The sequence below is a fragment of the Limosilactobacillus portuensis genome, from assembly GCF_028607025.1.
GTDB classification, from domain to species: Bacteria; Bacillota; Bacilli; order Lactobacillales; family Lactobacillaceae; genus Limosilactobacillus; species Limosilactobacillus portuensis.
Genome location: NZ_CP117296.1, coordinates 851213 through 864510 on the forward strand (window position 1 = coordinate 851213; position 13298 = coordinate 864510).

The 13298-nt window shown below is 40.0% G+C and carries 15 protein-coding genes; 9 read left to right on the top strand and 6 right to left on the bottom strand.

The features are described 5' to 3' along the window. The first annotated feature begins 10 nt into the window (after positions 1 to 10). From PRK60_RS04285 to msrA, 5 genes are all read left to right on the top strand, one after another. Complete coding sequence (locus PRK60_RS04285; RefSeq protein ID WP_273646375.1) at positions 11 to 946, top strand: manganese-dependent inorganic pyrophosphatase; 936 nt, start codon at positions 11 to 13, stop codon at positions 944 to 946. Between the two features lie 103 nt (positions 947 to 1049). Then, positions 1050 to 1547: a GNAT family N-acetyltransferase gene (locus tag PRK60_RS04290; protein ID WP_102168848.1), complete on the top strand. Its 498-nt coding sequence runs from the start codon at positions 1050 to 1052 to the stop codon at positions 1545 to 1547. A gap of 299 nt (positions 1548 to 1846) precedes the next feature. Continuing rightward, positions 1847 to 3031, top strand: coding sequence for an aminotransferase class I/II-fold pyridoxal phosphate-dependent enzyme (locus tag PRK60_RS04295; RefSeq protein WP_273646376.1), 1185 nt, complete (start codon positions 1847 to 1849; stop codon positions 3029 to 3031). A gap of 3 nt (positions 3032 to 3034) precedes the next feature. Further along, the gene (locus PRK60_RS04300; RefSeq protein WP_102168849.1) at positions 3035 to 4027 is read left to right on the top strand and encodes an NAD(P)-dependent oxidoreductase; all 993 of its coding nucleotides are present in this window, start codon (positions 3035 to 3037) and stop codon (positions 4025 to 4027) included. 148 nt (positions 4028 to 4175) lie between these two features. Then, the gene (msrA, locus tag PRK60_RS04305; protein WP_102168850.1) at positions 4176 to 4706 is read left to right on the top strand and encodes a peptide-methionine (S)-S-oxide reductase MsrA; all 531 of its coding nucleotides are present in this window, start codon (positions 4176 to 4178) and stop codon (positions 4704 to 4706) included. 311 nt (positions 4707 to 5017) lie between these two features. Here the strand turns inward: msrA and PRK60_RS04310 are convergent, their stop codons facing one another. After that, a complete protein-coding gene (locus tag PRK60_RS04310) occupies positions 5018 to 5809 on the bottom strand; it encodes a 2-keto-4-pentenoate hydratase (RefSeq protein ID WP_273646377.1) in 792 nt (263 codons plus the stop codon). Between the two features lie 637 nt (positions 5810 to 6446). On the opposite strand from PRK60_RS04310, the gene PRK60_RS04315 reads away from it, so the two are divergent. Together PRK60_RS04315 and tpiA are read left to right on the top strand one after the other, a co-directional pair. Further along, on the top strand, positions 6447 to 7634 hold the full coding sequence (locus PRK60_RS04315; protein WP_102168852.1) for an aminotransferase-like domain-containing protein: 1188 nt from the start codon (positions 6447 to 6449) through the stop codon (positions 7632 to 7634). A 148-nt stretch (positions 7635 to 7782) separates the two neighbouring features. Beyond that, positions 7783 to 8556, top strand: a complete 774-nt coding sequence (gene tpiA, locus PRK60_RS04320; protein ID WP_102168894.1) for a triose-phosphate isomerase — start codon at positions 7783 to 7785, stop codon at positions 8554 to 8556. 60 nt (positions 8557 to 8616) lie between these two features. Here the strand turns inward: tpiA and PRK60_RS04325 are convergent, their stop codons facing one another. Genes PRK60_RS04325 through amaP form a run of 3 tightly spaced genes read right to left on the bottom strand, consistent with a single transcriptional unit; the run spans position 8617 to position 9797 of the window. Continuing rightward, entirely contained in the window at positions 8617 to 9024 is a 408-nt protein-coding gene (locus tag PRK60_RS04325; protein WP_102168853.1) for an Asp23/Gls24 family envelope stress response protein, read from the bottom strand. Positions 9025 to 9044: 20 nt separating this feature from the next. Beyond that, a complete protein-coding gene (locus PRK60_RS04330) occupies positions 9045 to 9236 on the bottom strand; it encodes a hypothetical protein (RefSeq protein ID WP_102168854.1) in 192 nt (63 codons plus the stop codon). A gap of 15 nt (positions 9237 to 9251) precedes the next feature. Further along, the gene (gene amaP / locus PRK60_RS04335; protein WP_273646378.1) at positions 9252 to 9797 is read right to left on the bottom strand and encodes an alkaline shock response membrane anchor protein AmaP; all 546 of its coding nucleotides are present in this window, start codon (positions 9795 to 9797) and stop codon (positions 9252 to 9254) included. A gap of 230 nt (positions 9798 to 10027) precedes the next feature. Between amaP and PRK60_RS04340 the strand changes: the two genes are divergently transcribed. Next, positions 10028 to 10567 carry a GNAT family N-acetyltransferase gene (locus PRK60_RS04340; RefSeq protein WP_102168856.1) on the top strand — a complete coding sequence of 180 codons (540 nt, stop codon included), beginning with the start codon at positions 10028 to 10030 and terminating at the stop codon, positions 10565 to 10567. Between the two features lie 48 nt (positions 10568 to 10615). Here PRK60_RS04340 and PRK60_RS04345 read toward each other — a convergent pair whose 3' ends face one another. Then, the gene (locus tag PRK60_RS04345) at positions 10616 to 10924 is read right to left on the bottom strand and encodes a hypothetical protein (protein WP_102168857.1); all 309 of its coding nucleotides are present in this window, start codon (positions 10922 to 10924) and stop codon (positions 10616 to 10618) included. A 72-nt stretch (positions 10925 to 10996) separates the two neighbouring features. After that, complete coding sequence (locus PRK60_RS04350; protein WP_273646379.1) at positions 10997 to 12253, bottom strand: chloride channel protein; 1257 nt, start codon at positions 12251 to 12253, stop codon at positions 10997 to 10999. 232 nt (positions 12254 to 12485) lie between these two features. Here PRK60_RS04350 and PRK60_RS04355 point away from each other — a divergent pair, with 232 nt between their 5' ends. Continuing rightward, entirely contained in the window at positions 12486 to 13298 is an 813-nt protein-coding gene (locus PRK60_RS04355) for an alpha/beta hydrolase family protein (RefSeq protein WP_102168859.1), read from the top strand.

Sequence of the window (13298 nt, forward strand, 5' to 3'; positions counted from 1 at the left end):
GGAATTTTAAATGAGTAACAAAGAATTAATTTTTGGTCATCAGAATCCAGATACTGATGCAATTACAGCTGCAATGGCTTTTTCATACTTTCAAAATCAATTAGGTTACGAAACTGAAGCTGTTGCTCTTGGTGAGCCTAACGATGAAACAAAGTATGCTTTGGATCACTTTGGAATGAAGGCACCTCGGGTTGTTAAGACCGTTGCAAATGAAGTTGACAAGGTTATGCTTGTTGACCATAACGAACCACAACAAAGCGTTAGCGATCTTGATAAGGTTACTGTTACTCACTTGGTTGATCACCACCGGATTGCTAACTTTAATACTGCTCAACCACTTTGGATTACTGCTCGTCCATATGGTTGTGTAAGCACTATTATCACTGAACTATTCCAAGAAAAGCACATTAATATTCCAGCAGACCTTGCCGGGATGATGCTTTCAGCAATTATTTCAGATACATTACTTTTGAAGTCACCAACCACTACTGACCATGATCGTGAAGCTGTTAAGTACTTAGCAAAGGTTGCTGGTGTTGAAGATTACGAAAAGTACGGCATCGACATGTTGAAGGCCGGCACTAACATTGCTAAGAAGACAGATAACGAAATCGTTGATGGTGATGCTAAGACATTTGAACTTGGCGGTACTAAGTTACGGATCGGTCAAGTTAATACTGTTGACTTAGATGACGTTTTCTCCCGTCAAGCCGATCTTGAAAAGGAAATGCACAATTTAATGGATCAAAATGGTTACGAGACCTTTGTATTAATGGTTACTAACATTTTGAACAGTAATACTGACCTCTTTGTTGTTGGTGATCACACTGATACAGTTGAAAAGGCCTTTGGTAAGAAGCTTGATAACAAGCGGATGAACTTACCAGGTGTTGTTTCTCGGAAGAAGCAAGTTGTTCCTCCATTGACAGACGCCTTTGAAGGATAATAACTTTATTTCTTTAATCGTTCGTGTTCAATTTAATAATGCAATAAAGTGAAAAACTCCTATAATAAGGTATTAAATTATTCTTATTATAGGAGTTTTACTTATGGAGTTTGAATTTTCACTTGCAAGCGAGAAGGATTTACCAAGGGTTGTTGATATTTATAATCAGATTATCCCATCCCGCCTTGCTACTGCTGATCTAGAGCCAGTAACTGTGGCGGAGCGAGAACCATGGTATCATTCATTTACCAAGACTCATCCATTGTGGGTTATCAGAAATAGTCAACAAAAAATAGTAGGCTGGGTAGGGCTTGAACCGTTTTATGGTCGACCAGCTTATGAGCATACCTGTGAAATAGCAATTTATATTGATAAGAGTGTTCGTCATCATGGCCTTGGGACACAAGCAATTAATTTTGTGATCGGCCAATTACCTCAACTAGGAATCACGGCAATCGTAGCCTATATTTTTGGTCATAATTTGCCAAGCTTAGGATTATTTAAATCATTTAGTTTTACAGAATGGGGAAGATTACCTCGAGTAGCAGAACTTGATGGAGTTCAACGGGACCTCATAATAATGGGGAGAAGGTTTGACTAGAATAATAATCGTAAATATTTACCTAAAATACTGGTTGACAAACATTAGAAAATGATTAAAATGATTAATAATTACTTAAAGGAGGAACACAATGATGGATGCTTTAGTTCAACCAAATATTAAAGCGTATGCCTTCTGGTTTAGCGATTAATTATCCGCTAACCAGCAGTGCTTTTCATTGTGCGTTCCCGGATAGTTGTTAACCTTAAACCATCCGGGGCTCCACTAATTCTGACTTAGTCATTACAGTCCTGGATGGATGATAACCATCGAGGACTTTTTATTTTGGAGGGAAAATTATGCCAACTACTAAGTCACAATTATTAAATAACTTGAATACAAATTTTGGTCGATTAAAGCCAGTGGGAATCCGAGAGTTCGATTACAAGGCTAGTGCAATTCCTGGAATCATTAAATTAACGCTTGGCGAACCTGATTTTAACGTTCCTGGGGTGATGAAGAAGGTAGCGATTGATAGTATTGAGAAAAATGATTCTCACTATGCACCAGGTAGCGGGTCAATCCAATTACGGAAAGCAATCGCCAAATTTATGGTAGATCGGTATGGACTGACTTATGATCCAACAAGCGAAATTGCTGTAACGGTTGGGGCAACTGAAGGAATTTATGCTTCGTTATCAGCCTTAGTCAATCCGGGGGACGAAGTTTTAATTACTACCCCAACTTTTCCGTTATACATGGCGGTAACGACAATTCTTGGCGGAAAGCCCGTTGAATTTAACACTAGTAATGACCAGTTTGTCCTAACCCCTGAAAGGCTCCGTCAAGTAATCGCTGAACATCCCCATGCCAAAGCAATTATCTTAAATTACCCGTCAAACCCAACCGGAGTAACTTATACTCGTGAACAGGTTAAACAGTTGGCAGCTGCAATTGACCAAACCAATTTAGTCGTCATTGCGGATGAAATATACTCAGAATTAGTTTACAGTGGGCATCATACTTCGATCGCGGAATTTATTCCGGGACAAACCTTAGTCTTAAATGGAGCTTCAAAATCACAAGCAATGACTGGGTACCGCGTTGGTTTTATCGCAGGGCCACAAGAATTGATGAAACCTGTCTCTGCTATTCATGCCATGATGGTTACCGCTGCTGCTGATCCAATGATGGCAGCGGCAGCTAAAGGCTTTGCCAGTGAGGAAGGTAAACAAGCGACTCTGGAAATGAAGGCAGCTTACAAGCAGCGCCGTGACACCTTAGTTCCGGCATTACGCGAGCTCGGCTTTGAAATTACTAACCCTAATGGAGCCTTCTATGTCTTTGCTAAATTACCAGAACGTTTTGGAACTGATGATGTGAAATTTGCTACTGAACTGGCTGAACAAGGAAAAGTCGCTGTAATTCCTGGTTCATACTTTGGGGCTGGTGGTAGTGGCTACCTAAGAATTAGTTACGCAACAAGCATGGCGGAGATTGAGGAAGCAATTAAACGAATTAACCAATTTGTACAGGAGGACTAGCCAATGACTAAAATTTTAATGACAAGTGTCCGGGATGATGAACAAGCAGCAATTAAGGAATTTGCTAAAGAGAATAATGTTGAAATTATTACTACCGAAAAATTAATCGATGATGCCGTAGATTTGACAAGGGATGTTGATGGCCTGGTTATTCAACAACGAAGTAAGCTGCCCACATCAATCTATGCTAAACTACGGGAGAATGGCTTGAAACAAATTGCCACCCGAACCGCGGGTTTTGATATGATTGATCTTGCTGAGGCACAGACCAATAATTTAACGGTAACGAATGTTCCAGCCTATTCGCCAAGAAGTGTTGCCGAACATGCACTAATGCAGATCTTTCGGTTATTACGGAAAGCTTACCGATTTGATGCTCAGGTAGCAGCAAATGATTACCGGTGGTTTAGTGATGAGCAGGCGATGGAAATCCATACAGCAACCATTGGAATTATTGGTGTTGGTCGAATTGGCGGAACGTTGGCTAAACTATTAAAAGCTTTAGGGGCAACGGTTCTGGGGTTTGATACTAACCCGCGAGAAGAAATGAAAGGGATCGTTGACTACGTTACGAAAGAAGAACTTTTACAGCGGTCAGATGTGGTATCATTACACGTTGACCTTAATCCGACCTCGGTTGGTTTACTCACTGCGAAGGATTTTGCCACGATGAAACCGAGTGCGGGCTTAGTAAATGCTAGTCGGGGACCAGTAGTTAATACAGCTGATTTAGTAGCTGCACTGAAAGCAAAACAAATAACTGCAGCTGCCTTGGATACTTTTGAGGGTGAAAATGAAGTTGTTATGACTGATCGGCGGCAAACTGGCCTTGGTGATGTACCGTTAGTTGCTGAACTTCATTCAATGGATAATGTAATTCTGACCCCACATATTGCTTTCTTTACGAATCTAGCCGTAAAGAATATGGTTGATTTTGCACTTGAAGATGTTTTAACGGTTCTTGCAGGAAAGAAGTCACCACATGAAGTGAACTGATCCTATTAAGTTAGCCGCTTTGGCAGAATAGGGTAGGTTAGTTTTCTCATTTATTTTTAATTTTAATAAATATATGTTAGAATACCTACAATTTATAATCTGTACCAATATAGTTGACATTGGTAGGCTACGAAAGAGGTTGATATAGATGAGTTTAGACACAGCAATCTTTGCGGGCGGATGCTTCTGGTGCATGGTCCAACCATTTGATACTTATCCGGGAATTAAATCAGTTGTTTCCGGGTATACTGGGGGTCATGTCCCTAATCCAACCTATGAAGAAGTTTGTTCAGGAAAGACCGGGCATACTGAAGCTGTCAAAATCACCTTTGATCCTGATGTGATTTCATATGATGATTTAGTAACAATTTATTGGCATCAAACGGATCCAACTGATGCGATGGGACAATTTCAGGATCGTGGAGATAATTACCGACCAGTAATTTTTGTTAATAGTCCTCAACAGCGTGAGATTGCTGAGAAATCAAAGGCTGCTCTTCAAGCTAGTGGACAATTTGGCAATGATAAAATTGTTACTCAAATTGAAGATGCAAAGCCTTTTTATCCTGCAGAGGATTACCATCAAGACTTCTACAAGAAGAATCCAGAACGGTACGCTCTTCAAGAAGCTGGTGGTAGAGAACGATTTAAGCAACAGCATTGGGATAACAAGGATTAATATAGAAAAAGGCAGGGAAAAACATTTTGTTTTTCCCTGCCTCTAATTGTTTACCAGTAGTTTACGAACTTACCGAGTCTAATCGCGGTAATTAACCCGAGCCTTCGAGTCTAACGCAGCGGAGCAAGCCTATTTGGCTACGAACGACTCTGATGATTGCATCATCATTCGTCATTCTAGGTTAGCCCACCAGGCTCTTAAATGGGTTAATTACCAGCTCCTTTTCTTTATCTAGCTGGATAGATAAATTTAACAAGATTATGATGCTTATTAGTTTTGTTGATTATCACTTAATTTCATTTAATCATCTCCTAGTCGACATTTAAATTGACACTACCAAGTTGGTGATCGAAATTGACGGCCCAATGTCCTCCCTTGAGATGTGGTGGTAAAACGAACGTTCCGGAAGAAACCAGTTGACCTTCTTTGAATTGCTTGCCTTGTTCTTCAAGCTTCTTGACAAGCCATTGAAGGGATTTGAGCGGGTTACCAAGAACTTCTTTCGAATCACCCTCATCAAGTTTCTGATCATCAAGGAAGAGTTCAGCATGGACTGTTGCAACATCAGCGACATCCTTGAAAACTTTTGTTGAAGGAACCTCTTTTCCATAAACAACTAATCCACCAACAGCACAATCTGACATGACGTTGTATTTACCAAGACTCGGGAACCAATCCTTAAACCGAGAATCTGGTACTTCTAGTGCACCAGCGACTGTTGTCTTGTTTAAGAGATCTTCTAATGAATCATTACTCGTTAAGTCTGTAGTTGCACGAAAGGCTAATTCAACTTCGACTAATGGTTCCATCAAGTCATTTAAATTGACGTTCGCTGGTGCAGGAAGAAAACGACGATTAACCTGTTGACCATATAAGGGTGAATCCGCGTCAAACATATCTTGGGTTTGTTTGCTTGTAAGCGACACTTTATATCCACCAACAGGGACACCCTTAAGTCGCATTACTTCGTCTTGAACAGCGTATGCAGTATCGTCATCTTCTACAACACCTTTCCAGTCTTTTTCTTCTAATGGCTTGCCAGTTAGTGTCGCATCGTAAAGGGCCATTGCAAATTCTTTTTGGTTAGCGTTTAATGTTGTCATAATTGATTCCTCCAATTTTAGTTATTTATGATTATCATCACCATCAAAAATGCCAACACTGATGAGAATCATTATTCTTAATTATTCCTCGAATGTCACTAATGTCGCTAATGTCACTATCTTTCATGATCCTCACCTCACTTAAAATAAATTTCAAAGTAAACAAAAACCCTTCAAACATATTTGAATATGCTTGAAGGGCGACGTTGCCGCGGTACCACCTTCATTTATGGAAAGAGTCCACATCTTGAACCGGACAAATTCATCTGGAGCCAGGATAATGGTCGGCAGCCAGGCAACCTTACTTAGTTCAGGAGCCAATTCACAGGGGATTTAACATTGATTAACGTTGCTTAGTTCACACCAGCCACTAAGTCTCTGAACCAGTTAATCAGGTTACTTCCTGTTCGGTATCTTTAACGTGTTTACATTTGATGCTTCGTATTCTACTCATTAAATTTTAATCTGTCAACCATAAATTTTAATTTTTTATTATTTTGATAATCCCTTATATGAAGAAATTAAATTTATAAACCATTTGGAAATGCATGAAGTACAATTAGGGGGTTCACAAGTCGAATTTTGTATTGTAAACTACACAACAATTACAAAATGATGAGAAAGAGGAGTGGTAACGATGTTTAAATTTTCAAAAAGAGTTCCTGCTGACGGGACCGATGCTGTTGGTGCAATCTTAAAAGCGGCGGCTGATCCTAAAATCATTTCATTTGCGGGTGGATTACCGGCTCCTGAATTATTCCCAGTTGAAGGGATGAAGAAGGCCACCGATAAGGTTTATGCAGAACATGGTCAACAAGCACTTCAATATGGTGCGGCTAAAGGGGTAACCGAACTGCGTGAATTGATTCTTAAGCGAGTAAAGGAAAAGGAAAATGTTGATGCTAAACTAGAGAATGTCATGGTAACAACAGGTTCTGAACAAGCAATTGACTTAGTCGGGAAGGCATTTGTCAATCCTGGAGATACGGTTTTGGTGGAAGAGCCAACCTACCTTTGTGCTCTCGATGTTTTTCGTTCATATGGCGCTAATTTTGTTAGTGTGCCGATGGATGAGGACGGAATGAAAATGGACGCTTTGGAAGAAGCGCTTAAGGCTCATCCAGAAACAGCGCTGGTTTATACAGTACCAAACTTCCAAAACCCAACTGGACGAACAATGCCAGCGGAACGACGAAAGAAGTTTGCGGAATTGGCAGCGAAATACGATGTTCCAGTTCTTGAAGATAATCCATATGGTGATATTCGCTTTGCAGGAGAGCACGTTCCTTCTGTTAAGTCATTTGATCATGCGGGGAAAGTCTTTTACATGAGCACATTCTCAAAGATTCTTGCTCCGGGATTCCGCCTTGGTTGGTTAGTAGCGGATCCAAAAGTGATTGAAAAATTAACTGTGTTAAAGCAATCCGCTGATCTCCATACGGATAATCTTGTTCAGTATGTAGTTACTGAATTCTTTAAGGAAAATGATGTTGATGCCCATGTTAAGGAAATTAGTGACCTTTATGGCAAACGGAAGCAACTGATGATTGACGGAATTAAGAAATACTTCCCGAAGGATGTTAAGTACACTGATCCAGAAGGTGGAATGTTCCTCTGGGTCGAGGTACCTGGTGTCACTGATACCGTTGAACTCTTTAAACAATGTCTTGAACACAATGTTGCCTTTGTCCCTGGTGACCCGTTCTTTGCTGGCAAGCCACAACCAGGAACATTCCGGTTGAATTACTCTAACATGCAGGAAGACCAGATTGAAGTCGGATTAAAGCGGCTTGGTGAAGCACTTTCACAGGCTCTTGAAGCATAATTACTAAATAGTTCTTGAAGGACGCACGATGATGATGCCCTTTAAGAACTATTTGCGTTTAAAAGCCCGCTCTTTCTTTGTTTGGCAGATAATTGTAAAATATAAGATAATTAGACAAACGGAAGAAATGTTAGAAAGGGTTAAAATTATGCGTAAACCATTTATCGTTGCAAACTGGAAGATGCACAAGAATGTCCAGGAGTCAGTTGATTTTGTTAATCAGATCAAATCAAAACTCCCTGACCCTAATAAGATGGAGGTTGGAATTGCGGCACAAGCTTTTGCTCTGCCAAGTATGGTCAAAGCAGCAGGAAATTCAGGTTTGAGAATTATCGCCCAAAATGCTGCTGCAGAATACTCTGGCCCATATACAGGTGAAGTAAGTCTTCGTGGGTTAGCGGATGCTGGAGTTTCGTATGTTATGTTAGGTCATATTGAGCGTCGACGATTATTTGGTGAAACTAATACTAGTGTACACAAAAAAGTTCAAGCAGCCCTTCAACGTGGCATTACTCCAATTATCTGTACAGATGAAACAATGGTCCAGCAGGTGGTTAATGATGAAATTCACTATGTTTTCCACCAACTGATGACCGTTTTGCATGGTGTCTCGTTAGATCAGATCAAGCAGGTTGTGATCTCTTACGAACCAAGTTGGGCAGTTGGGGCAGGACAACACGCCAATCCCACCTTGGCCGAGGAGGGTTGCCGGCTAATTCGCCAGACAATTGCTGAATATTATAGCTATGAAATTGCGGATAAGATTCGGATCCTTTATGGGGGAAGTGTTAATCCTAATAATATTAAGGACATTATTGATAAACCCGATATTGATGGCGCGTTAATTGGTCGGGCGAGTTTGGACCTAGATAATTTCTTAAAAATGATTTCCAACGCTCAGTTAACACTAAAAGAAGAATAATAAAAAAGTTCCCAGTACTCAATTTACGAATACTAGGAACTTTTTTATTAGGTTAAACCATTAGCTTACTTGTTTATCGTCATCCTTCTTCAATTCTTCACGAGTTTTGACATCATTGACATGTAATTCAAACTTAACTAGTTTCAATCCGGTCATCTTATCTAGAGCACTGTCAATTTCTTTACAGACTGCCTCAAAAATTTCTGGTGCGCTTTTACCGTATTCAATCGTGGCATCCATTTTAATTGCAACTTGTTTTTCGCCTACATCAGCATTGATCCCCTTAGTCATATTATTACCGGACGAAACTTTATCCGCAAATTCAGAGAACATGTTGCCATCAAGTGAAATGATTCCTGGAACTCGAGTAGCTGTGATCCCGGCAATTTTCTCAATTACACTGTCGTCAAAAGTTAGGTGTTGATCAACGTTAGTTTTAGTGGTTTGGTTTGTGTTTGTAGTTGTCATAATTAATTCCTCCTTAGAAATTATTCGGCAAGTTTAGCACTTAATTTATTAACAATTCCCTTAAAAGAGAATCCGATGAGGTCTAAAACAAGACCGATTATGGCGAAGATAGCGGTAGTTAAAAGAATACCAATCGCTGTCCAGAATCCCCAAACGGTCCAACTAATGCTGAGAACTAATCCAATAATCGCACCAATGAGAGCAAGTTTCATTGTTATCCCTCCTTGTTAGACGACTGTGACTGATTTCTTGTGGCTATAAGGTTCGAGGCAAACTCGTAATTTACGAAGTCCAATAGCAAAGTTTATTTGTAAATTGTTTTCGATTGCATCAGTTAAAGAATTCTTCAGTAGTTCTGGATCAGATTGTCCAGAAAGCATTCCAGTAACGGTAACGTCTGCTTCTTGACGATTCTTGAGCATTTTAACTGTCGTTGTGGGATTGTAGAGACCAAAACTTGAGAGGTTAAGTCGAATACTATTTTCCACTGCCGTTTTATCAACTGAGATATGACGAGCACCATCACGAGCAATTATTAATTGTTTACTCGTTGTTGGTCGGAAAATAGAACTTCCGATTACAATTATCGCCATTAGAATGATATAGCTTGCTAAACCAATAATTGTGTATTGTCCGGGGCGGGTTAATAGCCATTGGCTGATTTCTAGTGTCCAGGGTTCGTGACGGAAGATCCAGAGAAGGATGACAATCCCACCGATTAATCCCTGAATTAGCATTGCTAACGTGATCCACCATTTTTTCCAATTAGCCATTAAAGAATCACTCCTTTCTATGTCTGCAGGCTGCTGTTTTAATGTCTTAACTTTAACATGGATGAAAAGGCTTTACAGTAGATTGCTAATGGACATAAGGCTTTCTTATACGGGTGATCATTAATTCTTCACAGGTGTTTACAAATGGAGTATAAATTGGCAAAAAAGACCATTTTTGATTAATAATCTGCTATGATTAGAGTGATTTAATTCTAATTGGGGATGATAAAATGCAAATTCGGAAAGCAACACAAAAGGACCTAAACACTATTTTGGAAATCCTTCGTGATGGGCGCAATCAATTGGCTGAACGCGGGGTTGATCAATGGCAGGGGGACTATCCAAACGCTCAGCACATTCAGGAAGATATTGATAATGGCTACTCATATCTCGTCAAATCTGATGATGGGATGACTGTTGGGGCAGTTGCAATCGTCAATTCACCAGACCACGTTTATGATCATATTAATGGTGAATGGCTAATTAATACGACGAACTATGTTACTATTCATCGGGTAGCCATTCACTCAAGTCATGCGGGGAAAGGTTACGCATCAAAGCTATTTATTAGCGTGATTGATTACCTAGAAAAGCATCGTCCTGATGTGGAGTCAATTCGTCTTAGTACGAACGAAAATAATTTGGTAATGCAACACATTGCCGAAAAAAATGGCTTCCAAAAGGTAGGGACGATGCCAGGAGCATACCGTCCTGAAGAACTTTCTTACGTGTATGAGTTATTAACAAACACTCATGCGTTAGCTAGCTAAAATGAAGGAGACTAGTGCGAAATTATTTTCGCACTAGTCTCCTTCATTTTATTTATTAATTTGTTGAGCGTAATTCCGAGCGTTGTACAGTTCGTAAACAATAATGGTTTCAATTAGAGTGATAATGCAGATTAAAAGAAATGTATATACCTCAGGAAGAATGAAGAGGAGGATCAGTAAAATCCATGAAAACCAACTCCACTGGGTTTCAATCTTAACTACTCGTTGAACCCGTTTAGTTGGGGTAATTCTTCCTGAACGCTGAAAAATATCACGAATTTGGGCAAACCACTTAACTTCAAAGAAACTTTCAATCATAAAAATAATGATCAAAGTCATTAGGTAAATATGTGCCATGTTTTTTAAACTCCTTTAAGCATGATGCAAGGTTAAGTTTAGCTGTTTCATAGTCAATAAGCAAACATCACACTACTTTGTAAGCCTTGTATTAACCCATCGGGAAACGGTAATCGATAATGCGACTCCTAAGGCAAGGGGGATAAAAGCTGTAAAGTTCAAATGGCAGACTTCAAACAACATGAACATCGCCATAAGAGGTGCTTGTTGAGAAGCGGTCAAAAAATAGGCTGCGCCGAGTACAGCACATTGGGTAATTGTTACTCCCGGCATAATTTGGACATAGAGCATTCCTAAAAAAACACCAATAACAGCGCCAAGAGAAATTGAAGGAGTCAGGATTCCTCCATAAGCCCCGCTCTTAATACTAAGAAGGGTCACAACTGCTTTAGCAATGAAACCAAAAAGAAGGGCTAAAATAACGTTTTTATTGATGGCAGTAGTGCTCATTGCTAATTGAGCCAGTCCACGACCATTTCCCATTATTTGTGGGTAGAAAGCAGCAACAATCCCAGTGATAATTCCCATTAGTGGTAGCTGATAGAGAACGTTTTTGGTAACGGCTCGGTGAGCACTTGCCTTCTTAACGCCCAACTTGAAGTAAGCACCCATGATTCCAAGAAGGGGTGCCAAGATGATTACAATTGGAAAGATCCGTAATGAAGGGAAATTTTTGGAGCCAACTAAGTAGTAAGGCTTATACCCCTTAACAATTGATCCAATTAAAGTTGCGATTACCGACATTGTTAAACTAACAGCGACTACTCGAGCGTTAACTTTCTTGTAAAGCAGCTCAATAGCAAAGACGGCACCTGTGATTGGCGCGATATATACCCCTGAGAAACCAGCACCGGCAGCGCACGCGATTAGCATTTTTTGATCTTCTGGATCAAGCTTTAGGTAACGGTTGTTAGCAAAGTACCGTTCCCATTTTTGAGCAATTGCAGCACCAGCTTCCCGTGGAGCCAATTCACGGCCAATGGAATTCCCTGTCCCCACGTAAAAGATTTGTGTAACAACATGGATTAGTGTTTTGACTAGCGGCATTGTCTTACCAGTAATCGCTTTACTGATGCCGACTGGGCGGCAATCTTTTTGAAGAAAATACCAGATAATTGCAGCGATTGCGGAACCAACAAAGACCGAAATAAATCGGTGCCCCGGACCAACAAAAATATCAACCGGAATTCGATTGCTCTCTTCAAAGTTAAGAAAGTATTTTTCTGATAAATCAAGAAGAATACTTAATAGTAGAGAACTAATTCCCACGATTACCCCAAGTACAACCGTAGCAATGACTAAAGGAACATTTTTTGAAATCGACTTCATTCTTCTCTCTCCCATGAATATTTATACCTCGTTAGTTTATAACACCAGAAAGCAGAAATAAAGTCTCTCAAGAGAATCAAGTAATTTAGGTGTATGATAAAGGAAAAAGATCTAGGTGAGTTGAAATGGACAAACAACCGACAAAAAAAGATGCAATTATGTTAATTGTTGTTGCTCTCGCTGTGGCAACCATTCAGGGAATTTGTGCACAGTTAGGTAAGTAGGTGGCAAGATGACGCATTTGGTTAGTGGGAAGCAGTCATTAACTGATTGGCAGCGAGTCCAATTAGCTCAGCTTGAATATCATAACTGGCACTTAGGAGAAGATGTCTTGTTACCAGATGGCCGATTAATTGGTGAAGTGGTTAAATTGATTTGGACGGCTGATGGATTTCGAGCAACAGTAATTCGTTCAGCTACTGCTCCTCAAATAATAGTTCTTTTTCGTGGATCGTCTGGCGTTCGGAAGGGCGATCCAACAACATGGACTAACGAATGGCTTCGGGTTAACTTCCCGATTGGTAATGCAATTATTAACCAGGTTCCTGATGTTCCTCAGGAGTTGTGGACGGCAAGTAAAGAATTTAATCATCTGCTAGCTGTTTACCCACAAATGACCTTTTCTCTTTATGGACACTCGTTAGGATCAATTAACGCCCAATTTGCTTTAGCTAATTGTCACTATCCTGAGCGAATTGGTCGGGCGTATCTTTATGAAGGACCTAATCTTTACTGGTTACTAGATGAACGTCAACGGCAAACAACGACTCTCCTTCGCTGTCAGATATTTAACTATATTGATCCGCTTGATGTGATTGCATTGGGATATATTGATATGGAACATACAATTGGATTGCTTCGGGTAGTTGATTCGATGATGACCAGCCCAATTAATCAGCATATGTGGGGTGGGTATCAATTTGATAAACAACAAAACTTACTACTAGAGAATAATTTTTGGCAAAACAGACGAGCGCAAATTGATCAACGACTGATTAATGCGGTTCAAAAATTAAACCAAAATAATGATGAATGGGAGCGTTAA

Coding starts and splice junctions, on each gene's coding strand:
- PRK60_RS04285 (WP_273646375.1), top strand. CDS start 11: ATGAGTAACAAAGAATTAATTTTTGGTCATCAGAATCCAGATACTGAT.
- PRK60_RS04290 (WP_102168848.1), top strand. CDS start 1,050: ATGGAGTTTGAATTTTCACTTGCAAGCGAGAAGGATTTACCAAGGGTT.
- PRK60_RS04295 (WP_273646376.1), top strand. CDS start 1,847: ATGCCAACTACTAAGTCACAATTATTAAATAACTTGAATACAAATTTT.
- PRK60_RS04300 (WP_102168849.1), top strand. CDS start 3,035: ATGACTAAAATTTTAATGACAAGTGTCCGGGATGATGAACAAGCAGCA.
- msrA (WP_102168850.1), top strand. CDS start 4,176: ATGAGTTTAGACACAGCAATCTTTGCGGGCGGATGCTTCTGGTGCATG.
- PRK60_RS04310 (WP_273646377.1), bottom strand. CDS start 5,809: ATGACAACATTAAACGCTAACCAAAAAGAATTTGCAATGGCCCTTTAC.
- PRK60_RS04315 (WP_102168852.1), top strand. CDS start 6,447: ATGTTTAAATTTTCAAAAAGAGTTCCTGCTGACGGGACCGATGCTGTT.
- tpiA (WP_102168894.1), top strand. CDS start 7,783: ATGCGTAAACCATTTATCGTTGCAAACTGGAAGATGCACAAGAATGTC.
- PRK60_RS04325 (WP_102168853.1), bottom strand. CDS start 9,024: ATGACAACTACAAACACAAACCAAACCACTAAAACTAACGTTGATCAA.
- PRK60_RS04330 (WP_102168854.1), bottom strand. CDS start 9,236: ATGAAACTTGCTCTCATTGGTGCGATTATTGGATTAGTTCTCAGCATT.
- amaP (WP_273646378.1), bottom strand. CDS start 9,797: ATGGCTAATTGGAAAAAATGGTGGATCACGTTAGCAATGCTAATTCAG.
- PRK60_RS04340 (WP_102168856.1), top strand. CDS start 10,028: ATGCAAATTCGGAAAGCAACACAAAAGGACCTAAACACTATTTTGGAA.
- PRK60_RS04345 (WP_102168857.1), bottom strand. CDS start 10,924: ATGGCACATATTTACCTAATGACTTTGATCATTATTTTTATGATTGAA.
- PRK60_RS04350 (WP_273646379.1), bottom strand. CDS start 12,253: ATGAAGTCGATTTCAAAAAATGTTCCTTTAGTCATTGCTACGGTTGTA.
- PRK60_RS04355 (WP_102168859.1), top strand. CDS start 12,486: ATGACGCATTTGGTTAGTGGGAAGCAGTCATTAACTGATTGGCAGCGA.